Here is a 26,417-nt window from a genome sequence, read left to right as displayed (position 1 = left end):
GGATTTACAATGATTTCCAGTAATGATTTTCGTCCAGGCGTAACTGTCGAACTTGACGGTAATGTATGGCAAGTAGTTGACTTTCAACATGTTAAACCAGGTAAAGGTGCGGCTTTCGTACGTGCTAAATTAAAAAACCTACAAACAGGTGCAGTAGTAGAGCGTACTTTCAATGCTGGTGAAAAAGTGCCAAAAGCTCATGTTGATCGTCGTCGTATGGCTTTCTTATATGAGTCCGATGGAGCATATACATTCATGGACAATGAAACATATGACCAAATTGAGTTAACAATTGACCAATTAGGGGACGCAAAAAACTTCTTATTAGAAAACATGGAAGTATCCATTATGTTCTTCCAAGGCATTGTTATCGGTATTGACTTACCTGTAGCTGTCGAGTTACGTGTAGTTGAAACTGACCCTGGTATCCGTGGCGATACTGCAACTGGTGGTAATAAACCTGCTACATTAGAAACAGGTTATGTTGTAAAAGTACCTTTATTCATCGAAGTAGATGATGTATTGCGTGTAGATACACGTACTGGACAATATATTGAACGTGCTTAAACCACAGAATTGATCTTTTAACAACTAGTATAGTATTGTAATTAAAAGCATTTGTTGGCCTGTGGTAGGACGACAAATGCTTTTTTTGGTAAATATATGGAAGATAATCGCTTTTTTGAAGGACTAATACAGTTCGATCATTCTGTTTATGAAATGATTGCAACCATGACAGCACTAGAAACGAAAGGTGTTGCGGGTATGAGCACAACCTTTGGAGATACGGTAAGTAGCTTATTTGGTAGAAAAAATGCCATGGAAGGTGTAAAAGTACAAGTTTTGGAAGATGGTTCATTACAAGTATCTCTACACATTGCAGTGTATTATGGATATCGTGTTCCAGATATAGCATTACGGTTACAAGAACGGGTGAAAAGTGCTCTTGTATCTATGGCAGATGCTACCGTGAATAGTGTTGATATTTATGTACAAGATATTATTTTTGAAAGTACCATATCATAGGGGATTTGTATGTCAGATCATTTAGAAATAGAAATTACAGATGCCGTTATTTTAGATGTCACTGCAAGAGTATTGTCATCCTTCGATGAAATCCACTCTATGAGTAAGCGTTTTTTTGATGGTGTTGTTGATGGTATCTCACAAAAATTAGGGCAAAAAAGTTGGCCTGGAATGAATGTAAAACATAAACGAGATAGCTTTGGAGAAGCTTTCATAGAAATTAATTTATATCTTCGTTTATATTGTGGATTTCATCCATTAGAAGTGGCACGACAAATACAACAACAAGTGCGGCAAGATTTACGAAATATGTTAGACTTATACCGTGTTCGTGTAGATGTACACATCGACGGTTTAGAAAGAAGGGAATCTAGTCATGAATCATCGTAGGTTAGCAAGAGTATTTGCATTTGAAACAATTTATGCAGATACCTTTTTAGGGGAAGTAGTTGAGGAGACAGTGTTAGATACCACTAACATGCAAGGGAAAGCCAATCAATTTGCAGAGCAATTAATTGTAGGTGTACGTAGTGAAATAGAACAATTAGATGCAGCTTTACAAGAATTTTCTCCTAAACGTAAAATGGAGCGGTTTCCTAAAGTAGAACTTACTATTTTGCGTATGGCAGCCTGGGAGTTATTACATCCACAAGAGGATACACCAGCTAAAATTGTCATCAATGAAGCTGTTCTATTAGCAAAAGAGTTTGGTGGAGAGACTTCCTATAAGTACATTAATGCTATTCTTCATAATTTAGCTAAATCGAGACAATAATATGGCCTATTATTTAGGAATAGATACAAGCTGTTATACTACATCTTGTGCTCTTGTTGATGAGGAAGGTAGATTAGTTCAGGAAGTTAGAAAGCTCCTAGAGGTACCGCAAGGGAAACGAGGGTTGCAACAGTCACAAATGGTATTTCAACATACTCGTGCTTTAGGTGAACTGATTCAGTCTTTACATTTGGATCAGCCCATTTCAGCCATCGGTGTCAGCGGTTTTCCAAGACGAGAAGAAGACTCCTATATGCCAGCATTCTTAGTAGGTCTTAATACAGCAAAATCACTGGGACATTGTTTACAAGTTCCTGTCCATGTATATTCTCATCAAGAGAATCATATATGGGCAGCCTTGCGTGAAATTGGTGAAATTCCAGAAGGGCCCTTTTTAAGTTTGCACCTTTCAGGAGGAACCACGGAATTTGTTCTTTGTGAACGCATTTATAAAAGTGGTTTTAAAGTGCAAATTGTTGGTGGCTCTGATGATATAGCAGGAGGCCAGTTAGTAGACCGACTAGGTGTTTTAATGGGATTACAATTTCCAGCGGGCCCAAGTATGGAAACATTGGGAAGGCGTATTAAATACAATGTAGACTCGGTACTCCCTGTATCAGTAAAAGAATCTACCATCAGCTTTGGTGGGCCATATAGCGCTGGACAACGCTGGTGGGAATCATTACAACATAGGCCTATAGATTGGACTGATAGGGAATCATTTAGTACAGAAAAAAATGCGCAAATCTTGGCAGCCTCTGTGTTCCATTGTATTGGAAGTTCCTTAGAGAAAGCCTTATCTCATATTTTAACAAAATATAATATTACAACCTTAATTACTGCCGGTGGTGTCATGGCTAATACTTACTTACAAGATCGTCTAGTTCATTGGGGACACCATCATGATCTAGATGTATTATGTGTATCATCTAAATATAGTGCAGATAATGCCTCAGGTAATGCCTATGGAGCAAAGGTTGTTGAAGGAGAATAGAATGGATGCTTACTCCGTTGGAGAATTAAATAAAATTATTAAGCAAACCGTAGAGGGAGAATTTCTCTTAAAAAACTGTATTGTTGAAGGTGTTATCTCTAATGTAAAACGTCACAGTACAGGACATTATTATTTTTCTCTCATTGATGATACAGGCTCCATTGATATGGCTATGTGGCGTTCTAAAGTGCAACAACGTGGCTTGGAAGGTGCCCTTGAAAACGGTTTGTTAGTACAAGTACGAGGAAATATTAGTTTTTACGAAAAAACTGGTCGTTTAAGTTTTATTTGTGAAGACATTCGTATTGGTGCCAAAAGTGACTATCAAATTGCCTATGAAAAATTAAAACAAGAACTATATGCGTTAGGGTATTTTGACGAACGGCACAAACAACCTTTGCCACCTGTACCGAGTTGTATCGGCGTTGTTACGTCTGCATCGGGAGCAGTTATACATGATATTTTGCACGTAGCATCTCATCGCAATCCATTAGTGACATTTAAAGTGTTTAATGTACCTGTACAAGGACCCACTGCAGGCCCTATTATTGCTCGTGGTGTAGCTATGGCAGATGCTGATCCAGATGTAGATCTAATTATTGTTGGTCGTGGTGGTGGTTCTATGGAAGACTTATGGTGCTTTAACGATAGAGCTTTAATAGAAGCTATATTCCACTGTACAACACCGGTTGTATCTGCAGTGGGTCATGAAGTAGATTATACATTATGCGATTTTGTCGCAGATGTAAGAGGGGCTACTCCAAGTCATGCCGCTGAGCTAGCAATCTATCCACTGGTGGACCTACAAGAAGAAGTACAGCAAAAATTAGACTTTATTCACAATACAGTACAGTATCGTATTCAAAAAGAAAAACAACAGTTATTTTCTATTACAAATCGCAAGATTACTGTACCTGCCATGAACTTGGTGCATCAACAGAAAAATATATTACAACGCTTCGAACACCTATTACATAGTGCAATACAAAAGAAAACTCAAGATGAATCACGTAAGTTAGCCATATTAGCAACTCAATTAGATAATAAAAATCCATTGTCTAAGGTCATCAAGGGCTTTGCTAAAGTAGATGTTAATGGTGCTCCATTACAAACGATTCAAGATATACAACTTGGCGATACATTGGATATACATATTCAAGATGGTTCTGTGAAAGCAACTGTACAGGAGGTAACACAACGTGGCTAAATCTATTAAAAATTACGAAAAGAAATATACAGCCCTAGAAGAAGTAGTAAAAAAACTAGACGACGAAAGCTTATCTATGCATGAATTGTTAAAAACTTACAAGGAAGGATTAACTCTAGTTAAAGAATGTTCTGATTTATTGCAGCTTGTAGAAGAAGAAGTTGAACAAATAATTGAAACTGTACAAGTAGATACGAATTAGGAGACAAAGTACATTTTTTTAGGTATAATAGAGTTAGAATATTTATACAAAAAATTATTATCTTTCAAAGAATTGAGGATATTATGTTAAAAGAGTACTTGCAACAAAGTAAAGCAGACATTGAAAGTTATTTATCCTCTGTATTAGAATCACCTAATATGGAGTATGCTCGTTTATACGACAGCATGAAATATAGCTTATTGATGGGTGGCAAAAGAATTCGTCCAATTATTACAAAAGCTGTCATTGAATCTTTAGGTGGATCTTGGGAAGCTTATAAAGATGTAGTATGTGCTATTGAATTGATTCATACCTATTCTTTAATTCATGATGATCTACCAGCTATGGATAATGATGATTATCGTCGTGGAAAACTAACTAATCATCGTGTCTATGGTGATGGTATGGCTATTTTAGCTGGAGATGGATTATTAACCTATGCCTTTGAATTAGTTAGCAAACATACAACATTATCTGCAGAACAAGTAGTGCAGATCATTCATGTTTTAGCAAAAGGTGCAGGGCCTAGCGGAATGGTAGGTGGTCAAGCTTTTGATCTACAATCAGAAGGAAAATTCCTACCATTGGATGAATTAATAGTTCTACACAAAGGTAAAACAGGAGCATTATTTAGTGCCGCTGTTGAAATTGGCCTGATTATTATGGAGGCCACTACATCCGTAAGAGAGGCATATCTACGATATGCAGATCATTTAGGCTTATTATTCCAAATTACCGATGATATCTTAGATGTAGTAGGCACACAAGAAGAATTAGGGAAAACACCTGGCAGTGATGAACGTCAACATAAAGCAACCTATGTATCTATTCTAGGCTTAGATACCGCCAAAGAACGAGCCCAAGAGGTGGCTCATCTAGCCTTAACAGCATTGCACGATTCCAATCAAACATCACCTGTTCTTGAAGGTCTAGTCCAATATTTAATGGACCGCACACAGTAGGAGACACCTATGAGTCAAAAAGAACGTCTTGATATACTACTTGTGCAACGTGGTGTATTTGAAAGTAGAGAAAAAGCCAAGGCAGCTATTATGGCGGGACTTATTTTTTCAGGTACACAGCGATTGGATAAAGCTGGCACTAAAGTTTCAGTAGATGCACATTTGGAAGTAAAAGGTAATACCTTACCATATGTGAGCCGTGGTGGCTTAAAGTTGGAAAAAGCTATCGAGTTATATCCCATCGATCTAACGAATGCCGTTATGGTAGATATTGGTGCTTCCACAGGAGGGTTTACAGATTGTGCCTTACAACATGGGGCTGCCAAAGTATTCGCCATTGATGTAGGATATAATCAATTAGCCTGGAAATTACGGCAAGATCCTAGAGTCATTAACATGGAAAAACAAAATATTCGCACTGTTACACCGGTACAATTAGGAGAACTTAGTGATTTTATTTCTATTGATGTGGCGTTTATCTCTCTAGATAAGGTGCTTCCGGTAGCGACGACCCTATTGAAAGATACGGGCTCATTAGTAGCTTTAATTAAACCTCAGTTTGAGGCTGGTAAAGAACTAGTCGGTAAAGGTGGAATCGTACGTGAAAAATCCACACATAGATTGGTGTTAGATCGTATCTTACACATTGCTAAAGATTGTGGGTTATATTTACATGGACTAACCTATTCTCCCATTAAAGGAATGGAAGGAAATATTGAATTTTTAGGATATTTTACAAAACAAGTAGAGGGTTCCTTAGATATTACTGAAGGGCTTATTACAGCCACAGTAGAGGAGGCTCATCAATTATAGGAGGATCTATGAGAATCGGTTTCTTTCCTAATATGAAAAAAGAGAATATTCGAGATATTTTATCACAAGCAATTACCTATTGCCATAGATACGGCATAGAAGTTTATATGCCTAAAGAATTAGAACATCATGATGTATGTGCATTGGGGATAGAAAAGTCTCACTTATTACCAAGACCAGAAGTATTTGAACATTTAGATATGGCATTTAGCTTTGGTGGTGATGGTACGATTATTCAATTGGCACGTCAAATCTATCCTTATAATGTACCAATTTGTGGTATTAATTTAGGGGAATTAGGTTTTTTAAATCAAATAGAGCTTAATAATTTAGAAATGGCCATTGAAAGAATTAGTAAAGGCGATTATTATGTGGAAGAGCGCATTCATTTAGTGGGAACTTTGCATACTCCAGAAGGAGAACGCGTGCTGCGTCCTGCTATTAATGATATTGTGGTATCTCGCTCAGAACCAGGTAAAATGGCTCGTATCAATTTATCGATTAATGGTGGACATACACAAATGTATCCTGCTGATGGTTTAATTGTAGCGTGTTCCACTGGTTCTACAGGGTATAACTTATCTGCAGGGGGTCCTATTATGGCGCCAGATAATCGCTCGCTTATCGTAACACCGATTGCACCTCATTTATTGCAAGGTGTATCCTTGGTACTTAAAGAAAGTGCAAAGATAGATATTACGATGCCAGAGCGTCAGAAAAATCTGCATATTTCTGTAGATGGTACGTTTGATTACGAATTTAGTAATACTGATTCTCTACATATTGAAGCGCATCCACAATATTGTAAATATGTGCGATTTAAAGATCAAAAATTCTTTGCTACTTTGTTTAAAAAGTTGACAGCACGATCTAAGGAGGTTCTATGATTCCTCTACACCATAGTGTAGAATTTCAGCATCACTTATGGTTAGACGCCCTGGTTACAGCTAGAACTATTGTAGATATTACTTGTGGCAATGGACATGACACGATATATCTATTGTCACATTGTCATAAAAATTCTCATGTATATGCCATTGATATACAAGAAGTAGCGCTAACAAGGACGAAAGAAAAGCTTTTGAAAGAACTTCCGCAGGCTATGAAGCAAGTTGAATTGATATTGGGATCACATGATAGTGTTCTGGAAACACTTCCTGTATCTACTATCGATTTAATGGTAGCTAATTTAGGGTATTTACCGAATGCAGACCATCAAATTATGACCCAATCTACATCAACAATTAAAGCTGTATCAAAGGGATTGGCAAAACTTTCAGTACATGGTTTATGTACCATTGTAGCGTATCCTGGAACAGAAGCTGGTCGTAAAGAAGCAGAAGACCTAGAAGAATATATAGCGTCTATGAATCAAAAAGAGTTTCACTGTAGTACGTGGCGACCATTAAATCAAGCGAATCAACCACCTATTTTATATATTATTCGTCGGAGGAAATAATGAAACGTTTTCGTTATAATAAGATAAAAGAAATTATTCAAACTAAGGCTATTGAAACACAAGAAGAGTTAGCACAAGCTTTGGTAGAAGAAGGGATTACTGTTACACAAGCAACAGTATCACGTGATATTAAGGAATTAATGTTAATTAAAGTTCCTACAGGAGATGGACGCTATCGATATGCCTTATCTCCTGAAGAAAATATCATGTTATCTAGAACTCGCATCAATCGCTTGTTCCAAGATTCCATTTTGCGTATCGAGCACGTCTTAAATCAAGTAGTATTACATACTTTGCCAGGATCCGCACAATCTGTGGCATTTGCCATTGACCATGCAAAATGGCCCGAAGTAATAGGAACAATTGCAGGAGATGATACGATTCTATTAATTTGCAATTCTGTAGAAAGTGTAGAATTGGTATTAGAACGTATGCAAGACTTAATGAGGGATTAATATGCTAGTACGTATGGGGATTAAAAATTTTGCCCTCATCGAACATATGCAGTTAGAGTTTGCCAAGGGTATTACTATTTTTACTGGGGAAACAGGTTCAGGTAAGTCAATTTTGATGGATGCATTTTCCATTTTATTAGGGGAAAGAGCTAGTAATGAATTTATTCGTCATGAAAAGGACTCTTTTCTCATTGAAGGTGTTTTTGACATTACTGGAGATACCTCATTACAAGAACTGTTAGTCAATAAAAATATTTTAGTAGAAGAAGACACTTTAATTTTATCTAGAACTTTTAATCGAAACGGTAAATCACAAATTTTAGCTAATGACCAAGTGATTCCATTGAAGGCATTACGTGAAATCGGCACCTATTTAGCAGATATTCATGGTCAATATAGTAACCAACAGCTCTTATTACCGGAAACACATCATATCTATTTAGATTCGTATAATGATGATGCCACGAAGGCTTATGAAAATTACGTAACAGCCTATACTGAGTATGCCAGTGCAAAGCGACAATTAGAAACATTGCGTGAAGAGTCGGCACAAAGAATTCGTGAATTAGATATGTTGAGGTTTCAGATTGATGAAATTGAAGAAGCCCAATTACAAACTAATGAAGATACGGCTGTATCGAAAGAATTAGAAAGATTAGATAACTATGAGCATCTTCAATCTACAATTTCTAATTGTTATGATGGTATCTATGGGGGCAGAACTCCCCTGATTGATGGTTTAAATAGTGTTACTAATGAAGTGACTGATCTTGTAAAATATGATAAAGACATGGAAGAAATAGCTGAGTTATTGCGATCCGCCTATTATCAATTAGAAGAGGCTGCACAAGCGTTAGATAGATACCGTGATTCCATTAGCTATGACGAAGAGCGTTATTTTTACTTACAAGAGAGAGATACACTTATTTACAATTTAAAACGTAAATATGGAGACACTATTGAAAAAATATTAGCCTTTGAAGAAATGGCACAAATGCGATTAGAATTACTAGAATCAGAGGAAAGTGAAGAATCGCAGTTAGTGGAACGCGTGGAAACCTTACAAACACAAGCGGTACAAGCTTTAGAAAGGCTTACAAAAATACGTTATGCTCATCATAAAGAGATTACTGATGCCTTACAGCAAAACATAACTCAATTAGGTATGCCAAAGGCAAAGTTAGAATTTGTCATAGAAGGTACTGAGATTTTATCTCCTTTGGGAGCGAGCCGGATAGAGCTATTGTTTTCTGCCAATGCAGGGGAAGCTTTATTACCACTACATAAAGTTGCCTCTGGCGGTGAATTAGCGCGTATCGCCTTAGCTTTTAAATCCGTATTTAATAAAGCAACTCGTAAGACATTAGTATTTGACGAAATTGATGTAGGTATTAGCGGTGATATAGCCTTACAAGTGGCTAAACAAATTCTACAGTTAAGTTCTGGTAATCAGGTATTCTGTATTACGCACTTACCACAAACAGCAAGCGTGGCAAAACAACATTATCATCTACACAAGGTAGAAGAAGAAGGTCGAACTATTTCTAAAGTTACCATCCTTTCAGAAGAGGAACATGTTGCACAAATTGCCCGTATGATGTCAGGCCAATCTTTCTCAGATACAGCCTTAGAAACAGCAAAAGAAATGATTCAATACTTTCAACAGGAATTACTCTAGGAGGAACAATGAAAGTTTTAGTAAATGGAGCAGCTGGCAAAATGGGCCGTGAGGTTCTAAAAGCTGTTCATAATGATACAGAGTTAACCTTAGTGGGGGGGGTAGATCCTAGCCATGGAGGTAAAGATGTTAGTGAATTTATGGGCACTAGTCCTTTAGACTGTAAAATCTACAGTCAATTAGAGGAAGCTATTGAAGCCGTACATCCAGATGTGATTGTGGACTTTACAACGCCAGCCATTATTTTTGAAAATGCAAAACTTATGCTAACAAAAGGAATTCATGTTGTGATTGGTACAACTGGTCTTACAGAAGCACAGCGCCAAGAATTAGATTCCATTGGTAGAGCACATAATGCGAATTGTTTGGTAGCTCCTAATTTCTCGTTAGGTGCGGTGATGATGATGAAAACGGCAGCGGAACTAGCTCCGTATTTTCCAGATGTGGAGATTATTGAATTACATCATAATCATAAATATGATGCACCTTCTGGTACAGCTGTATTAACGGCTAAATTGATCAATGACGCAAAACATAAAGCAAATGTGAAAGCTGCTGAAGATTTAACTCGTGAGAGTCTACCAGGTGCTCGAGGTGCTAAGGTGGATGATGTGACAATTCACAGTGTTCGTTTGCCAGGTTATGTGGCACATCAAGAAGTTATTTTTGGTGGATATGATGAAACATTGGTGATTCGTCATGATTCATTAAGCCGCTTATCCTTTATGCCTGGTGTGGTACTAGCTTGTAAAAAAATCAAAGATTTTGCAGGCTTAACTTATGGATTAGAACATTATTTATAATTCTATATTCTATATAATTCTTGCTAAAGAAAAACTTAAATAGTATAATACATATAACTATACATTAAGTTATTAATATTAAGGAGTCACTATGAGAAAACCTCATTTAGCCATATTAGGTGCTACTGGTGCAGTAGGACAAGAGTTTATTACATTAATTGAAGAACGTAAATTTCCTTATGAAAGCATTAAGTTGTTAGCATCTGCTCGTTCTGCGGGTAAAGTGTTGACAGTAGATGGGAAAGACTATGTGGTGGAAGAGGCAAAACCAGAATCTTTTGAAGGTGTAGATATTGCTTTATTTGCAGGAGGTTCTATTTCTAAAACATTGGCTCCAGAAGCTGCTAAACGTGGTGCTATTGTTATCGATAACTCCAGCGCTTTCCGTATGGATCCAGACGTTCCATTAGTAGTACCAGAAGTAAACCCAGAGGATATTGATACGCATAAAGGAATTATTGCTAACCCTAATTGTTCCACTATTATCATGGCTTTAGGATTAAAGCCATTGCATGACTTATCTCCTATTAAACGTGTTGTTGTCAGCACATACCAAGCTGTATCTGGCGCTGGTAAAGAGGGGATTGAAGAATTAGATTCCCAAGTAGCTCAACATGTTGCAGGGGAAGATATGGTAGCTAATTTATTACCTACAGGCTCTATGGACAAACATTATCCAATCGCTTTTAATTTAATTCCGCAAATTGATGTATTCATGGAAAATGGATACTCTAAAGAAGAAATGAAAATGGTATTGGAAACACAAAAGATTTTCCATGATGACACTATTGCTGTAGTACCGACTACAGTACGTGTACCAGTATATCGCTCTCATTCTGAATCTGTATTAGTAAAGACAGAATCTCCAGTATCTGTAGAAGATTTCAAAGCTGCTTGTGAAAAATTCCCTGGTTTACGTGTGAACGATAATCCAGCAGCACAAGAATATCCAATGCCTTTATATACATCGAATCAAAATGATTGTGAAATCGGCCGCATTCGTAAAGATTTATTTAACGAGCATGCTATGAATTTTTGGATTGTAGGAGATCAAATTCGTAAGGGTGCTGCATTAAATGCATTACAAATTGCAGAATACTTGGTAGAACATCAATCTTTCTAATTATATATTTCAGGGGGTGCTAAGATGACAACATTTGGAAATATCTTAACAGCAATGATCACTCCTTTTACTGACGATGGTCATGTAAATTTTCAAGAAGCACTACGTCTAGCCGGATACTTGTTGGACAATGGTTCTGATGGCTTAATTGTATGTGGCACTACTGGTGAAGGCCCAAATATTGATGATCGTGATAAACTTGAGCTATTTACATTAATCGCTAAAGAGTATGGTCATCGTGCTGCCATTATTGCGAATACAGGTAGTAATTCTACTAAAAAATCGATCGCTTTAACGAAGGCTGCTAGCCATACTGGTGTTCATGGCGTGATGGCTGTGGTACCATATTATAACAAACCCAATCAAGAAGGTTGTTATTTACATTTTAAAGCAGTTGCAGACAGTACTGATTTACCCGTTATGCTATATAATGTACCGGGTCGAACAGGTGGTCGTATAGAACCACAAACAGTAGCTAGATTAGCTAATGAATGCCCTAATATTACATCTATTAAAGAAGCTACAGGTGATATTAGTATTTCTCAACAAATTCGTGCATTACTACCAAGTGATGATTTCATGATTTATTCTGGTGATGATGCATTAACATTAGATGTGATACAAAATGGAGGAGCCGGAGTTATTTCTGTGGCCGCACATATTGTAGGAAATGAAATGCAAGAGATGATAGGATTATTCAGACAAGGAAAGGTAAAAGAAGCAAGAGCTATTGAGCTATCCTTGGTACCTATCTTAAAAGCTATGTTTATTACCACAAATCCTATTCCTGTAAAATATGCGATGAAGCAATTAGGATTTACAACAGGGCCATTACTATTACCATTATGTGATCCATCTGTAGAAGAAGCGCAGATCATCGATGCAGCTATAGAATCATATAAACAATAAAAATTTAAAAAGAAAAAGATAGTAGTCTTATTAAAGACTACTATCTTTTTTTTTAGTATATTAGATTAAATATGGTCACGAATGAGCCCAATCACTCGACCTTCAATCACACAATTACGTGTGATGATAGGCTGAAACTCTTCGTTTTCTGGCATTAAACGAATATGGTCAGACTCTTTATAAAAGCGTTTCACAGTGGCTTCATCATCAATTCGAGCAACTACGATATCCCCATTGTTGGCAGTGGATTGATTGCGAACGATAAGCAAATCACCTTCATACATACCGATATCTCGCATGGATTCGCCACGAACACGTAATAAGAAGCATTCAGAGCTACCTAATAGAGCAGTAGGTAATACGAACTCATCTTCACGGTTTTCAATAGCTGTTACAGGAAGACCTGCTTGTACAGTTCCAATCAAAGGGACACGACGAAGGCCAGCCTCTAAAAAATTAAATTCAGGGCTTGACGTAACTTCGTGAGTTTCTTCATCCATTTCTAAAGCAGGTACATCAGGCATATTTACAACGGTAATAGAGCGATTCTTATTAGCATCACGAGTAATATAGCCAAATTTTTCTAATGTATTTAAATGACTTTGAACAGTAGAAGTGGAGCTTAACCCCATATGATCGCCAATTTCACGAACACTTGGGCAGCGATAGCGCTGTTGTAAACTTTCAATAATAAAATCTAATATTCTTTGTTGTTTGCTATTTATATCAGTGGCAGGACGTCTCAAGGGAATAACCTCTCATTCTACAGTATTATGGAACTTAATTCATATATACCTATTATAAATTTAATATCGAAAATTGTCAAATATGCGTTCTAAAAAATTATGCTTGACCGAACATTTGTATGTGTGTTAAAATATGAACATAAACAAACAGATGTACTATTTATTTTGTTCGATATTATTAGAGAGAGGTATATATTATGAATAAATTATTTTCTATTTTACTGATGGTAGCTATGGTATTTGTAGTAAATGGTATGATTAATACTACAACATTAGAGATGGATACTCAAAATATTAAAGCTGTACAAGTAGATGCTGGGGACACCTTATGGAGTATCTCTCAAAAGGCATTGGCACAAACTGAAGATATTGATATTCGCGAGTATATCGTAGCGATCGAAGAAATTAATCATTTACAACATGGTAAGGCATTACGTGCTGGAGAAACTTTAATGATTCCTACACTGAAAGAAAAAACTATGTTCGGTTTTATTACAGCTTGGGCAAATAATTAAATTATAGCATGTGTATGTTCGGTAAAATATTAAAATATATATATTGAATGATAGAATAAAAAGACTGTATATCCTATGTATTATTCATAGGGGTATGCAGTCTTTTTTGTCTGTTCTTTCTCATGTTTTGGAGACAGAATTGTATCTGATTATTTTCTGTATTATATAGTCTATGTACGCCTATATAGAGATTCAATATACATCATCTAACTCAAGTAATATGTAGTTAATATGGTGTTATTTAGGCTTGAATATAGAAGATACAGGATTATCTACAAATTTATTGGCTTCATTAATATATCGCCGTACCATATTGACACTATGGTGTCGAGTTTGTTTCATAATATTACGTTCTTCCACGCCATGATGAGCTGCGGTAGTAGCAAAGCCATGACGTAGACTGTGAGCTCCATATAAGGATGGATCTTCACCAATAGCTGCCATATAGTATTTTACAATATCAGCAATGCTTTTATCGCTGATAGCAGTTTTTCGTATCCCCATACTTTTCGTAAAACCTCTAAAAACTGGACCTGTAGTAATAGGAACATATCTTAGCCATGCTTTGACAGCCTTTACAGCGCATAATGAGTCATTTTCGATATATGGTATGGCTACGATAGCACCTTGCCCTTCTTGGTCGGCTTTTGAACTGGATACGAAGATTTCTAATCCTTGTGGCAAAAACTTTAAAGATTCTACGGTTAATGCCGATAATTCGCTACGTCGAAAGGCTCCCATAAAACCTAATAATAATATAGCTTTATCACGTAGTTTTTGTATAGGTGCTATATCGGCAGTTTCCATATAGTCTATTATATCCATAAGATCATCCAGTAGTACAGGTGTTTTACCTTGCTGGTAAGTGCCTAAAGACCGACGTATACCTCGCATCGCTTGTTTAACGATAGGAGCGCTACAAGGGTTACTTTCAATACCAGAAGCATTAAAGTTTTCCGATAAGGCGCTAATGCGACGTGATATAGTATTAGCTTTAGCATAATCAGCTAAATCATTGATATAATTGACAATGATTTCTGGTGAGCTTGGAAAAAAAGATTCTTGTTTATGTTGACACCAATCCACAAAATCCATCCAATCAGATTCGTAGGCATCTACAGTATTTTCTGCTTTAGATAATAGAATACTAGACTTAGCCTTATCGCTAAGCTTGGAGTTGTTCATAATCTCTTTATAATTGCGTAAATAGAAGTGTGTATTAGATTGACTCATAAGCACCTCAAATGTACTATATAGAGCTGTTGGTACCTATATAGCTATTTTAAACTAAAAAATTACTTCCGATAATATATCGTTATCGGAAGTAATTATATCATAAGCCAAAATAAATGGCAAATATGTTGTTTTATAAGCTTTTTAAGAACTCTTTCAATACATTCCAAGTAGTAACAAAACTTTCTAACTCCATACGTTCTGTAGGTGCATGTAAGTCATGAATGTTTGGCCCAATGTTAATAGCATCTACAGGGCCTTGTAAATTATCTAACATGTAGCCAACTTCAAGACCTGCATGGATCACATTGAACTGTAAGTCTGTAGCACCTGTCACAGATTCATATGCCTTTTGATAGGCTTGTTGTAATGGACTATCAAATGTTGGTAGCCAGCCTGGATATGGGCTTTCAAGGGACGTCGTAGCACCATGAGTTTCTGCCAATTGCGCTAACCCTTTATAATGAGTCTCTAGGTTTTTCGTATCTGTACTGCGTACTTGCATTTTAAGGTAAACAGCATCATCCGCCATACCCAAAACACCAATATTATTAGAATACCATACTTCATCCGGATTATCAGGAGCATGTTGTAATACGCCTTGTTCAATTCCTTGAATAAGAGCACATAGTTTTTGTACAGTGTCACCGCTGAAAGCTCGTTCCATGGTGATAGCATCTAAATCTAATTCCACTAAATCTTCACGATTTATTTTAGGGACAACAGATAAAGATATTGTCATACTTTCACCAGCCGATGCATAGTGAGCATTCCACTTATCTTGTTCTTCTTGTAAAAGAACTTGTACATACGGCACATCCTGTAAATGTAGATACACATCCGCATAAGCACGTAATGGAATTGCATTAGGCGCACTGCCACCGCTTACTTCAGTGATGCGAATGTTATGTTCCCCTGTGATACGTTCTAATACCTTAGATAGGATATAAATGGCATTACCCCGCCCTAAATGGATATCACAACCAGAATGTCCACCTTTTAATCCTTCTATCGTGATTCTACGCTTGGTCATTTCATTATTCACAGATACTTGTGCAATAGGCAATGTTACGGTAGAACCATGACCGCCAGCACTGCCGATGGTCACTTCATTCATACGTTCTCCATCCATATTGATGAGACATTTGCCTTGTAAATGACTGTAATCTAATGTTTTTACACCTTTGAAAGTAGTTTCTTCTTCTACAGTGAATACTACCTCTAACGGAGGATGTGGAATCATTGTAGATGCTAAGATAGCCATGCCATAGGCTACTGCAAAGCCATCATCTGCCCCTAACGTAGTTCCATTGGCATGTAAGATACCATCCTCTACATGCAAGGCGATAGGGCTGTTAATAAAGTCATGCTCCACAGACTCTAATTTCGTGCACACCATGTCCATATGACCTTGTAAAATCACTGGTTCATGATTCTCATAACCTTTTGTGCCAGCTTTTTTAATGATTAGATTATACTGTTCATCTTGGAATACATCTAAGCCCAAGTTTAGCGCCCAGTTCTTTATATAGTTAGAAATAGCTTGTTCATGCCCAGATTTTCTAGGAATATTAGCGATTTCTTGAAAGTAATGCAGAATATTATCCACATTATATTGATTCATGATAGTTTGTTCTATTGACACTTGTTCCTCCTAGATTAGTCAATATTTGGCCAACCTAATTCTTTACCGCCCATCAAATGTGCATGTAAATGGAATACAGTTTGACCTGCTTTCGCACCTGTATTTAATGTTAAGCGATATCCATCAGCAGCAAGACCTAATTCCTTTGCAACCAATTTAGCAAAGGGTAAGATACCTTCCACATAGGCTTCATTATTTTCATTTAAATGCGCAATATTAGACACATGGTTTTTAGGAATGATCAACACATGCACAGGTGCTACGGGAGCAATATCATGGAATGCTAAGAATTTGTCATTTTCTAATACAACCTTAGCTGGAATTTCTTTATTAATAATTTTACAAAATAAGCAATCTTCTTTCATGGGAGTCCCCTTTCTTATCTACTGTATGATACTTACATACTATGATATTAACTATATCAAAAATATTCTATATAGTCTATTATTTATTTTTTAAAATAATGGTCAATTTACCTTTATATATGTTCCAAGATTTCTATCCATTGGATGATAAATCTCGTACCAAATTAGTTCTAAATTTCCACTAACACCACATCACTATGTACTTCTGTCACTTTACCGCTTACTATATCCCCTACGTTAAATGTATGGTCTTGTTTAGGTATTTTACTATGTACATATTCATTGGTTAATCCATAATAGTAAAAGTCATCGCATTGTTCGATGAGAACCTTAACAGGTTGGTTAAGGAAACGGTTTGCATAGGCTTTAAAGCCTTCCTTGCCAAGTTGATTTAATAAGGCTACACGTGTCTTTTTCACGGCTTCTGGAACTTGGTCTTCCATCTTAGCAGCTGGTGTACCTTCTCGAATCGAATATGGGAAAGCGTGGATATGCGTAAAGCCAACTTCTTTCACTGTACGCATGGTTTCCTCAAATAATTCGTCTGTTTCACCTGGAAAACCAGCGATAATATCAGTTGTAATGGATAGATTTGGAATGCGGCTACGTAAATACTTCACTAAGTCTTTGTATTGTTGCAAATTATAGTGACGGTTCATAGCTTTCAACACAGGATCTGAACCAGCTTGTAAAGGAAGATGTAAATTAGGGCATACACGAGGGTTCGTTGCCATTAACTCGATTAATTCTTCCGATACTTCTACAGATTCAATAGAACCAAAGCGAATGCGTTCTAACCCATCAATGGTCAATAATTCACGCACAACACGGCCTAAAGTTGGTCTCTCTGGTAGTTCGATACCATAGTTACCTAAATGAATACCTGTCAAGACAACCTCTTTATACCCATAGGCAACTAGGCGTTTTGCTTCTTCTACAATATCTTCAATTTTTCTAGACTTTAATTTTCCTCGTGTATATGGAATGATACAGAAGGAACAGAAATTATTACATCCTTCTTGTATCTTCATGAAAGCCCGACATTTTTCGATTTCATTGCCAAATAAAGGCATTTCTTCAAAGGTAGACTCTTCCATCACATTACGAACGATGGAAATCTGTTCTTCTGTGGATGGAATATTTTCTACTAATTCCACGATTTTATTCCGGTTTGCCGTACCGATGACAAGGTTAACCCCATCGATAGCAGAAATTACTTCTGGCGCCAATTGGGCATAACAGCCTGTGACTACAATAAAGGCTTCTGGATTACGGCGCTTTGCTTGTCGGATTAATTGGCGTGATTTTTTCTCTCCCATATTGGTTACAGAACAAGTATTAATCACGTAAATAGAGGCTTCTTCATCGAAACCAACAGGAGTATATCCTGCTTTTATAAATAAACCTTTCATGGCATCCGTATCATATTGATTGACACGACACCCTAAGGTAGTAAATGCAACTGTCTTCATGAGACTCCTAATCTAGTAATTCATATTGAATCATACTCACAGCACTTAAGGCTGCTGTTTCAGCACGCAATATAGTGGATCCTAGGCTAACCTTATGGCCTCCACACGCTTCTAATAATTCCATTTCAGTAGGACTATAACCACCTTCTGGACCGATACATATTGCTATAGTATGGTATGATTGAGTTTGTAACTGTGTTTGTAAAATATCTTTGATCGTCTTGTCATCTTCTCGTTCATAGGCACCTAACAAGAGAACTCCCTCATCAGATTGTAAGGTTTGCAGTACCTCTGAAAGTGACTGTTCTACTGTTAATGTAGGTACATTAGGGCGACCACATTGTTGGCTTGCTTCTATGATAATTTTTTCCCATCTATTTTTCTTGGCGTTTAATTTTTTAGCATCATATTTAGCTACACAATGGACCGAAGATACACCATAGATGTGATGAACGTTTAATTCCGTAGCCTTTTGCAATAAAAACTCGAACTTATCGCCTTTCAAAAAGGATTGAATTAACACTACTTTCGTAGCTGATGTAGGCACGTCAATGGTACGTAATCGTTTCGCCATATATATATCTGATTCCTCAGATATTAGCATAAATTCACCTGTATTCCCTTCATGATTGCTCACAATAAACGGTTCCTCTTTAGAATGGCGCAATACATGAAAGAGATGATGTGCTGTATCTGCAGGTAACTGGATACTTTCATCTATAATGCCATCAATAAATATTTTTTTCATATACTTCCTATCTTATGCCAAGGCAAAGGTATGCCAAGGACCCTCTACCATTTCTTCCATAATAGTCCAGTGGTTAGTAATATACGGCATAATTTCATCATACCGATCGTCCACAATACCACTTATTATTAGTATACCATTATCGTGTAGTTTTTCCCTAATCATAGGCAATAAAATTTTTAGAGGATCTACTGTTAAATTCGCTAGTATAAGATTAGCTTTACCGTGAAAGTCATCGCTTAAATTGCCATGAATGATGGTTGCCTCAATACCATTATTTTCACAGTTTTCCTTGGCCTGTATAGCTGCCTCTTCTTCTAGGTCGATGCCCACTAGGTTAGGTATCCCTAAATGATGGGCTGCTAGTAATAAAATACCTGTACCAGTACCAATATCTAGGCAAACCTGTTGGCTCAAATCTGTGGGAATACGGTGTATATATTTGCCTAATAAAGTGGCGCAGTTTCTAGTAGTTTCATGGTCTCCTGTGCCAAAAGAAAGCTTTGTATCCATGGTCATTACCACATCTTGTTCTGTAGCGAGTGGATCTGTAGAGACATCATAGCTTTGCCAAGCGGGACAAATCACCAAGTCTGGTAACAATCTCGTAGGCATAATATATTGTTGCCAACTATGATACCATTGCTCATCGTCTACAGTTTTACTTACCATATCACTATAGGAAATATTAGCAACTTGTAATGCTGTTTCTATGATCTGTTTCCACTGCTCCTCATCTTTGTCTATGCCTAAATAGATGGTCATACGGCTTAAGTTGGGGTTATTTTCTATTGTTTCTTCTATGTATCCATTACTCTCTATATCATTAAAAATGGCAGCCATTTCATCAATGACTGCCACTTCTACAGTAATGGATATTTCTATCCATTTCATAGATGACTCCTTACTTACCAAGGTTTAATCTTGGCAAAATAACTGTTTCACCTTATCACTTAAATTTTCTAATATGCTTTTGTTCACTTTCAAAGTATTTACATCTTCTTTGTTTTCTGCAGCAAACTCAACTAATAATTGACGTTGTTTATCTGTCAATTTTTTAGGTGTTTCCACAGTGACAACTACGTGTTGATCACCACGTTGGCTTGGTTGACGTAAATACGGGACACCTTGTCCTTTGATTCTGAAAGCAGTACCAGTTTGTGTGCCTTCAGGGATTTTTAACTCCACTTTACCTTCTAAAGTAGGAACTTGAATTGTAGCCCCTAAAGCGGCCTGGGAGAAGGAAATAGTTTGACGTAACACAACATCGTTACCACTGCGTTCAAACTCTTTGTCACGAGCTACAGAGATATACACATATAAATCGCCTTTAGGCCCACCTAAAGTACCTGGTTCACCTTCTCCGGATACACGAAGGCGTGCACCATCATCGACACCAGCAGGTATTTTGATTTCAATATCACGGTGTTTAATAGCTTGTCCTTGTCCACGACATACTTTACAAGGTTTTTCAACAATTTTACCTTGTCCACCACATCGAGAACATGTGCGAACAGTTTGCATACGTCCAAATGGTGTATTTTGGATGACAGCTTCTTGACCAGAACCATGACAGTTTGGACATGTTTCTACCTTAGAGCCCGGTTCACCGCCTGTACCATGACAATGGTCACATTCTTCATGACGTTGTACATTGACTTTCATCGTCGTGCCAAATACAGCATCACGGAAGGAAATACGTACGTCTTGACGTAAATCGGCACCACGCTCTGGACCACGTTGACCACGACCACCACCGTCGCCGAACATGTCAAAGATATTACCAAAAATATCTTCAAATCCGCCGCCACCGCTGAAACCGCCAAATCCACCGCCGCCGAAGCCCCCGCCAAAGCCACCAGCGGAGTTACCTCCGCCAGCAGTAAAGGCATCATGACCATATTGATCATATTGTGCTTTTTTCGTATCATCAGACAATACTTCATAGGCTTCATTCACTTCTTTAAAGTTCTTTTCTGCCTCTTCTGAATTGTCTCGATTCACATCTGGATGGTATTGACGTGCTTTCTTACGAAATGCTTTTTTAATTTCATCTTGGGATGCATTTTTGTTGACGCCAAGGACGTCATAATAATCACGAGCCATTATCTATGTCCCTTCTTATTATTTTTTGTCTTCGTCAACTACTGTGTAGTCAGCGTCTACTACATTATCATCTTGTTTTGGAGCTTCTTGTCCACCTTGTTCGCCTTGAGCTTGCGCTTGTTCGTACATTTTAGAGGACAATTCGTATAAAGGAGCTGTCAATGCTTCGCTATCAGCTTTAATTTTTTCAATATCGCCAGACTCAATAGATGCTTTTAACGTTTCTGTCGCTTTTTTAACTGCTTCTAATTGTGCTGCATCTGCTTTGCCTTCGAAGTCTTTCACTGCTTTTTCAGCTTGGTATACCAAGTTGTCAGCATTGTTTTTCACTTCTACTTCTTCTTTTTTCGCTTTATCTTCAGCTGCATGTGTTTCAGCTTCTTTTACCATGCGGTCGATTTCTTCATCGCTCAAACCGGAAGAGGATGTAATGGTAATCGCTTGTTCTTTACCAGTACCAAGATCTTTCGCTTTTACATTAACGATACCATTCGCATCGATGTTGAAAGTAACTTCGATTTTAGGTACTCCACGAGGAGCTGCTGGGATGCCGGACAATTCGAAACGACCCAATGTTTTGTTAGCTGCTGCCATGTCACGTTCCCCTTGCAATACATGGATATCAACGGAAGGTTGGTTATCTGCTGCTGTGGAGAATACTTGAGATTTAGATGTAGGGATTGTTGTGTTGCGGTCGATAATGCGAGTGAAGATGCCGCCCATAGTTTCGATACCTAAAGACAATGGAGTTACGTCAAGTAACAATACGTCTTTTACTTCACCTACTAATACACCACCTTGAATCGCAGCACCGATAGCTACACATTCATCAGGGTTGATGTTTTTAGTTGGTTCTTTACCTAATTCGCGTTTGATAGCTTCTTGTACAGCTGGAATACGAGTAGAACCACCAACCAATAATACTTTATCGATTTCGGATGCAGATAAACCAGCATCTTTCATAGCTTTACGAGTAGGTTCTATAGTTGCTTCTACAAGGTCACGAGTCAATTCATCGAATTTAGCGCGAGTTAATGTTACGTCTAAATGTTTAGGACCTGTTGCATCAGCTGTGATGAATGGCAAGTTGATTTGTGTGCTTGCTACGCCAGATAACTCAATTTTAGCTTTTTCAGCAGCTTCTTTTAAACGTTGATCAGCTAATTTATCGTTGGACAAATCAATTCCAGTTTCTTTTTTGAATTCACTGATTAAATAATCCATAATGCGTTGGTCAAAGTCGTCACCACCTAAATGATTGTTACCAGATGTTGCCAATACTTCGAAAACGCCTTCACCTAATTCAAGGATGGATACGTCGAATGTACCACCGCCTAGGTCGAATACAAGGATTTTACCGTCTTCACCTTTGTCTACGCCATATGCTAACGCAGCTGCTGTAGGTTCGTTGATGATACGAAGAACTTCTAAACCTGCTACTGTACCAGCGTCTTTTGTAGCTTGACGTTGAGAGTCAGTGAAATATGCAGGAACAGTGATAACTGCTTGTTTTACTGGTTCCCCTAAATGAGCTTCTGCATCAGCTTTAATTTTTTGTAGAATCATAGCAGAGATTTCTTGTGGTGTATAGGATTTACCTTCTACATTCACTTTGTAATCTGTACCCATATGACGTTTAATAGAAATGATTGTGTTTTCAGGGTTGGAAACTGCTTGACGTTTAGCCAATTGACCTACTAAACGTTCGCCATTTTTTGCAAAACCTACTACGGAAGGAGTCGTTCTAGCTCCCTCTTGGTTTGTAATAACAGTTGGTTCGCCGCCTTCCATCACTGCGAAACAAGAATTTGTTGTACCTAAGTCAATACCAATTACTTTTGCCATTTAACATGACCTCCTAATACTTCTTCTAATATGTTAATTATAATAATTAATTATCCGTTATGGACTACTTTCACCATGGCTGGACGTACCACACGGCCTTCTACAGTATAGCCAGTTTGTAATACTTCACACACGGTGTCATCTTCCATATCTTCAGCTGGAACACGCATGATAGCTTGATGGAAATTTGGATCAAATAGTTGTCCTACAGCTTCAATGACTGCTAAACCTTGTTTAGAAAGGCTTGCCATTAAGCTTTGTTGAATCATTACAAATCCTTCCATGAAAGCCTTCGTTTCTGGCGTTTTAGGTGCTGAAAGTGCTCTTTCAAAATTATCTAAGACTGGGAGTAAATCTTCAATAACATGAGATTTAACAAATACCCCTAATTGTTCTTTTTCTTGGTTTGTACGACGTCTGAAGTTTTCAAAATCTGCTTGCAAACGCATGTATCGTTGCTCCCATTCTTTCGTAGGGTCTACTGCTTCAGGAGCTTCTTCTTCCAAAACTTCCACTTCAGGAGTGACTGTTTCTTCTTGTTTATTTTCTTCCATACTTCACCTCTTTACAGCTTCTTTTTCTGTTCTTGTAATTCTTCCATGCACTTATTAATATAGGCTAGGATACCCATAATACGGCCATATTCCATTCGTGTAGGCCCTACAATAGCGAGGGTACCTACTTGATGAGGAACATTGAAACTTGCTTGAATAACGCTAATATCTTTCACCAGTTCGTTGGAGTGACCTATTTTTACATCGATAGGACTACTAGAGTTTGGCGCTAACAATTGGGTTAACTCATCTTGTTGTTCCAATAAAGCTAACAGTGGTTGGGCCCTCTTAATATCGTTAAACTCTGGTTGTTCTAATAAAGATGTGGTCCCTATTGTGTAGAATAATTTGCGCTTTGCTATCGCCCGATATAATGTGTCGCAGAACATGACATACGTTGTATCTTGTAAGTCTAAAGTTACTCGCATTTTCTCTAAGTTTTCTTGCGTGATATCCTGGATGGATACATCATGAAGTACACCATTAAAGCGATGCGCATGCATAGCTAATTCTTCTTTATTAATAGGTTCTGTAAAATAAATTGGCTCATTATCCAAAGCACCTGTATTTGTTACCACCACCATGACCGCTCTATGTTCATCGATAGGAAGAACATGGATATAGGTTATAGTAGATGAATCATGGGCGGGAGCTAAAAACATACTCACATTATGACTAATACGAGAAATAAGTTTTGCTATTTCTACAAAAAAATCATCAAGTTCTTGTTGATGAGTCTGCCATAACTCTTGAATTACAGGAATATCTTCAGCAGCATCGTCTTCAAAGCCTTGTAAAGTATCTACATAATATTGATAGCCTTTAGCGGAAGGAATACGACCCGCTGATGTATGAGGTTGTTCAAGAAAGCCAAGATCTTCTAAATCAGCCATTTCATTTCGTACCGTCGCAGGACTGATACCTAAATCATAATTCTTTGCGATCGTACGAGAACCAACCGGTTCCGCTGTTTTAATGTAATCTTGAATGATAGCACGCAGAATGCGCTCTTTCCTTTCATCCATAGTATCACCTCGTTATTATTAGCACTCACTAAGGTTGAGTGCTAACTACAAGATATATAGTATCACATTTATGACATATGTCAAGTGAAAAATTGGTGAAAGTTCAGTAAATACCGTATTAGTCAAAAAAACAAACTTTTTGATTGTTTGGTTTGATGAGGTATGTCAGTACTAATTTGGGCAAAGGGAAGAGCACGGCACATTCCTCGGCAAACTGATCCTACGGTAGGTTTGCTCCGGAACATGCCGTGCTCTTCTGGGATTGTTATCAATTAGACTATTAACTTGACATATCTCACCAACACATCCAATTGGGTGGAAGTTTGAGGGCGAGCGTTGCTGTGATCCTCTAAGTTAGCTCTTACATAGTGCATTATATAGACATAGCTCACTAACGCATCTACTCGGTGTGAGATTTAATCGATGTATTCCCCCCTTTTAAAATTGTATCGTCATAGAATTGATAGTATAATGATATTACAGTTATATATTGGCATCTATTAAGATATTAGGCTTTGTAAGATGCTAGGCCTTAGCTTAGTCTTGTTTTAGATTAATGATTTCTATAAAGGAAAGGTAGTATATGAAATTTATTGTATTACAACGTGATGACATTGAAAATTTTATTCATGTCAAGCAAGCACAAGTTCATGATTTAATAAACGAAGAATATCATAACGAATTAGCACAGATATTGGATTATGTAAAACACGAAGAGCAATTACAGTTCATAAAAAAAAGCAGTACTCTGTTACCCAATGCAGTGCGTCTTCTATACATTCCACCATTGACTGAACTAGGTATTACAACAGGTGAAACTTCAGTTACACTTGAGTGGACTGGATTAGAGGAAGATACCTTATACCTCATCAAAGACGATGCACCATTAAAACTAAGAATCACCAACCCTAAAGCTGGCGTGTATTACAAAACCATTAAGTACTAATCTATTCCCATTAGGAACGCAGTTAAGCGTAGTAGTCCGTGGCGAATCTTACCAACTAAATTACACAAACACTAGAAGAGCACGGTGTGCTCCTAACAAACATTATGAAATACCGTTTGTGAGGAGTATACCGTGCTCTTCCTTTTGTTATATTCAGTTTAATTAGCCACAGGATACATAGCATCACAAGTGACGTTTTACTGGAATGGATTCCCCAATCGCTGTAACACATGCTCGAACTTCTCTTTTGGCTTCGCATTAGTGCTATACCATTCTAAAAGCTCTGAGATTTTCTGCTCTGCTTCTTCCGGGGATAATCCTTCTAGCAAGGTAATTGCTTTTCGAGGTAAGGCGCCGCTTGTGCCACCTGCTACTAAGGTAAAGCCATTTGGTTTTCCCACGAGGCCGATGTCTTTGATCATAGACTCTGCGCAGCATCGTGGGCAACCGCTAATGCCGATGCGAATTTTATTCGGCATATCTTTGCCATAGTGTTTTTGGTCTACCATGGTCGCCATCGGAATGGTTTCCATAAAGGCATGGCTACATCCATCTGTACCTCGGCATGCCACGATGGAGTTCACCGATTTGTGTTGTACTTGCACCACCCCATCTGGTAAGTGTTCCAAGATGGATTCTTTTTGTTCCTTTGTAATATCATAAATTTGAATGCCGGTAGGAACGATACGGAACTTTCCATTATGTTCTTTCGTTAGGCTAAAAATTGCCTCCATTTGTTCATATGTGAACTCACTGAATAAGGCATGTAAAATAACTGCTGTTTTCATAAAACTCTCCTAAATTAACTGTA

The 26,417-nt window shown here is 37.6% G+C and carries 30 protein-coding genes; 18 read left to right on the top strand and 12 right to left on the bottom strand.

What is annotated here, in order from left to right; all coding sequences use genetic code 11:
• Positions 1-9: 9 nt before the first annotated feature.
• The 16 genes from efp to dapA all read left to right on the top strand — a co-directional run bounded on the left by efp (position 10) and on the right by dapA (position 12,406).
• Complete coding sequence (gene efp, locus EO121_RS00490) at positions 10-567, top strand: elongation factor P (RefSeq protein ID WP_126939116.1); 558 nt, start codon at positions 10-12, stop codon at positions 565-567.
• Positions 568-663: 96 nt separating this feature from the next.
• Positions 664-1,026: an Asp23/Gls24 family envelope stress response protein gene (locus tag EO121_RS00485; RefSeq protein WP_127165262.1), complete on the top strand. Its 363-nt coding sequence runs from the start codon at positions 664-666 to the stop codon at positions 1,024-1,026.
• A gap of 9 nt (positions 1,027-1,035) precedes the next feature.
• Complete coding sequence (locus tag EO121_RS00480) at positions 1,036-1,416, top strand: Asp23/Gls24 family envelope stress response protein (RefSeq protein ID WP_127165260.1); 381 nt, start codon at positions 1,036-1,038, stop codon at positions 1,414-1,416.
• Positions 1,403-1,801: a transcription antitermination factor NusB gene (nusB, locus tag EO121_RS00475; RefSeq protein WP_127165259.1), complete on the top strand. Its 399-nt coding sequence runs from the start codon at positions 1,403-1,405 to the stop codon at positions 1,799-1,801. Before EO121_RS00480 ends, nusB begins: the two co-directional genes overlap by 14 nt.
• Position 1,802: 1 nt before the next feature.
• Positions 1,803-2,795 (top strand): metallohydrolase, encoded by a 993-nt coding sequence (locus tag EO121_RS00470; protein ID WP_127165257.1) that lies wholly within the window; start codon positions 1,803-1,805, stop codon positions 2,793-2,795.
• A gap of 1 nt (position 2,796) precedes the next feature.
• A complete protein-coding gene (xseA, locus tag EO121_RS00465; protein WP_127165255.1) occupies positions 2,797-4,002 on the top strand; it encodes an exodeoxyribonuclease VII large subunit in 1,206 nt (401 codons plus the stop codon).
• Complete coding sequence (gene xseB, locus EO121_RS00460; protein WP_062402788.1) at positions 3,995-4,204, top strand: exodeoxyribonuclease VII small subunit; 210 nt, start codon at positions 3,995-3,997, stop codon at positions 4,202-4,204. The genes xseA and xseB overlap by 8 nt, the downstream gene beginning before the upstream one ends.
• 83 nt (positions 4,205-4,287) lie before the next feature.
• Entirely contained in the window at positions 4,288-5,166 is an 879-nt protein-coding gene (locus EO121_RS00455) for a polyprenyl synthetase family protein (protein WP_127165253.1), read from the top strand.
• Between the two features lie 9 nt (positions 5,167-5,175).
• Entirely contained in the window at positions 5,176-5,979 is an 804-nt protein-coding gene (locus EO121_RS00450; RefSeq protein ID WP_127165252.1) for a TlyA family RNA methyltransferase, read from the top strand.
• Between the two features lie 8 nt (positions 5,980-5,987).
• Complete coding sequence (locus tag EO121_RS00445; RefSeq protein ID WP_127165250.1) at positions 5,988-6,866, top strand: NAD(+)/NADH kinase; 879 nt, start codon at positions 5,988-5,990, stop codon at positions 6,864-6,866.
• The gene (locus tag EO121_RS00440) at positions 6,863-7,438 is read left to right on the top strand and encodes a class I SAM-dependent methyltransferase (RefSeq protein ID WP_127165248.1); all 576 of its coding nucleotides are present in this window, start codon (positions 6,863-6,865) and stop codon (positions 7,436-7,438) included. The genes EO121_RS00445 and EO121_RS00440 overlap by 4 nt, the downstream gene beginning before the upstream one ends.
• Positions 7,438-7,893 (top strand): arginine repressor, encoded by a 456-nt coding sequence (gene argR, locus EO121_RS00435; protein ID WP_127160129.1) that lies wholly within the window; start codon positions 7,438-7,440, stop codon positions 7,891-7,893. The genes EO121_RS00440 and argR overlap by 1 nt, the downstream gene beginning before the upstream one ends.
• A gap of 1 nt (position 7,894) precedes the next feature.
• On the top strand, positions 7,895-9,571 hold the full coding sequence (recN, locus tag EO121_RS00430; RefSeq protein WP_127165246.1) for a DNA repair protein RecN: 1,677 nt from the start codon (positions 7,895-7,897) through the stop codon (positions 9,569-9,571).
• Between the two features lie 8 nt (positions 9,572-9,579).
• Positions 9,580-10,374, top strand: a complete 795-nt coding sequence (gene dapB, locus EO121_RS00425) for a 4-hydroxy-tetrahydrodipicolinate reductase (RefSeq protein WP_127165244.1) — start codon at positions 9,580-9,582, stop codon at positions 10,372-10,374.
• A gap of 91 nt (positions 10,375-10,465) precedes the next feature.
• Positions 10,466-11,497 (top strand): aspartate-semialdehyde dehydrogenase, encoded by a 1,032-nt coding sequence (locus tag EO121_RS00420; protein ID WP_127060812.1) that lies wholly within the window; start codon positions 10,466-10,468, stop codon positions 11,495-11,497.
• Positions 11,498-11,521: 24 nt separating this feature from the next.
• A complete protein-coding gene (dapA, locus tag EO121_RS00415) occupies positions 11,522-12,406 on the top strand; it encodes a 4-hydroxy-tetrahydrodipicolinate synthase (RefSeq protein ID WP_127165242.1) in 885 nt (294 codons plus the stop codon).
• Positions 12,407-12,471: 65 nt separating this feature from the next.
• On the opposite strand, the gene lexA is transcribed toward dapA, so the two are convergent.
• Positions 12,472-13,152, bottom strand: a complete 681-nt coding sequence (gene lexA, locus EO121_RS00410; RefSeq protein ID WP_062402761.1) for a transcriptional repressor LexA — start codon at positions 13,150-13,152, stop codon at positions 12,472-12,474.
• Between the two features lie 197 nt (positions 13,153-13,349).
• Between lexA and EO121_RS00405 the strand changes: the two genes are divergently transcribed.
• On the top strand, positions 13,350-13,667 hold the full coding sequence (locus EO121_RS00405) for a LysM peptidoglycan-binding domain-containing protein (protein WP_127165240.1): 318 nt from the start codon (positions 13,350-13,352) through the stop codon (positions 13,665-13,667).
• Between the two features lie 237 nt (positions 13,668-13,904).
• On the opposite strand, the gene EO121_RS00400 is transcribed toward EO121_RS00405, so the two are convergent.
• The 10 genes from EO121_RS00400 to hrcA all read right to left on the bottom strand — a co-directional run bounded on the left by EO121_RS00400 (position 13,905) and on the right by hrcA (position 24,660).
• Positions 13,905-14,900 (bottom strand): site-specific integrase, encoded by a 996-nt coding sequence (locus EO121_RS00400; RefSeq protein WP_127162394.1) that lies wholly within the window; start codon positions 14,898-14,900, stop codon positions 13,905-13,907.
• 133 nt (positions 14,901-15,033) lie between these two features.
• The gene (gene pepD, locus EO121_RS00395; RefSeq protein WP_127165238.1) at positions 15,034-16,545 is read right to left on the bottom strand and encodes a beta-Ala-His dipeptidase; all 1,512 of its coding nucleotides are present in this window, start codon (positions 16,543-16,545) and stop codon (positions 15,034-15,036) included.
• A 14-nt stretch (positions 16,546-16,559) separates the two neighbouring features.
• The gene (locus tag EO121_RS00390) at positions 16,560-16,910 is read right to left on the bottom strand and encodes a histidine triad nucleotide-binding protein (RefSeq protein ID WP_127135322.1); all 351 of its coding nucleotides are present in this window, start codon (positions 16,908-16,910) and stop codon (positions 16,560-16,562) included.
• Between the two features lie 170 nt (positions 16,911-17,080).
• Complete coding sequence (mtaB, locus tag EO121_RS00385) at positions 17,081-18,382, bottom strand: tRNA (N(6)-L-threonylcarbamoyladenosine(37)-C(2))-methylthiotransferase MtaB (RefSeq protein ID WP_127165236.1); 1,302 nt, start codon at positions 18,380-18,382, stop codon at positions 17,081-17,083.
• Between the two features lie 7 nt (positions 18,383-18,389).
• A complete protein-coding gene (locus EO121_RS00380; protein ID WP_127165235.1) occupies positions 18,390-19,130 on the bottom strand; it encodes a 16S rRNA (uracil(1498)-N(3))-methyltransferase in 741 nt (246 codons plus the stop codon).
• Positions 19,131-19,142: 12 nt separating this feature from the next.
• On the bottom strand, positions 19,143-20,024 hold the full coding sequence (locus tag EO121_RS00375; protein WP_127165233.1) for a 50S ribosomal protein L11 methyltransferase: 882 nt from the start codon (positions 20,022-20,024) through the stop codon (positions 19,143-19,145).
• Between the two features lie 24 nt (positions 20,025-20,048).
• On the bottom strand, positions 20,049-21,236 hold the full coding sequence (dnaJ, locus tag EO121_RS00370) for a molecular chaperone DnaJ (protein WP_127165231.1): 1,188 nt from the start codon (positions 21,234-21,236) through the stop codon (positions 20,049-20,051).
• Positions 21,237-21,254: 18 nt separating this feature from the next.
• Positions 21,255-23,081, bottom strand: coding sequence for a molecular chaperone DnaK (dnaK, locus tag EO121_RS00365; RefSeq protein ID WP_127165229.1), 1,827 nt, complete (start codon positions 23,079-23,081; stop codon positions 21,255-21,257).
• Positions 23,082-23,131: 50 nt separating this feature from the next.
• Positions 23,132-23,635, bottom strand: coding sequence for a nucleotide exchange factor GrpE (gene grpE, locus EO121_RS00360; RefSeq protein ID WP_127165227.1), 504 nt, complete (start codon positions 23,633-23,635; stop codon positions 23,132-23,134).
• An 11-nt stretch (positions 23,636-23,646) separates the two neighbouring features.
• Entirely contained in the window at positions 23,647-24,660 is a 1,014-nt protein-coding gene (gene hrcA / locus EO121_RS00355; protein ID WP_127165225.1) for a heat-inducible transcriptional repressor HrcA, read from the bottom strand.
• 583 nt (positions 24,661-25,243) lie between these two features.
• Here hrcA and EO121_RS00350 point away from each other — a divergent pair.
• Complete coding sequence (locus EO121_RS00350; RefSeq protein ID WP_127165223.1) at positions 25,244-25,606, top strand: hypothetical protein; 363 nt, start codon at positions 25,244-25,246, stop codon at positions 25,604-25,606.
• Between the two features lie 197 nt (positions 25,607-25,803).
• On the opposite strand, the gene EO121_RS00345 is transcribed toward EO121_RS00350, so the two are convergent.
• The gene (locus EO121_RS00345; protein ID WP_127165221.1) at positions 25,804-26,394 is read right to left on the bottom strand and encodes a nitrite reductase; all 591 of its coding nucleotides are present in this window, start codon (positions 26,392-26,394) and stop codon (positions 25,804-25,806) included.
• Positions 26,395-26,417: the final 23 nt, after the last annotated feature.

The organism is Veillonella sp. CHU732 (assembly GCF_003992085.1).
Taxonomy (GTDB): domain Bacteria; phylum Bacillota; class Negativicutes; order Veillonellales; family Veillonellaceae; genus F0422.
This window is presented reverse-complemented; position numbering and strand designations above follow the sequence as displayed.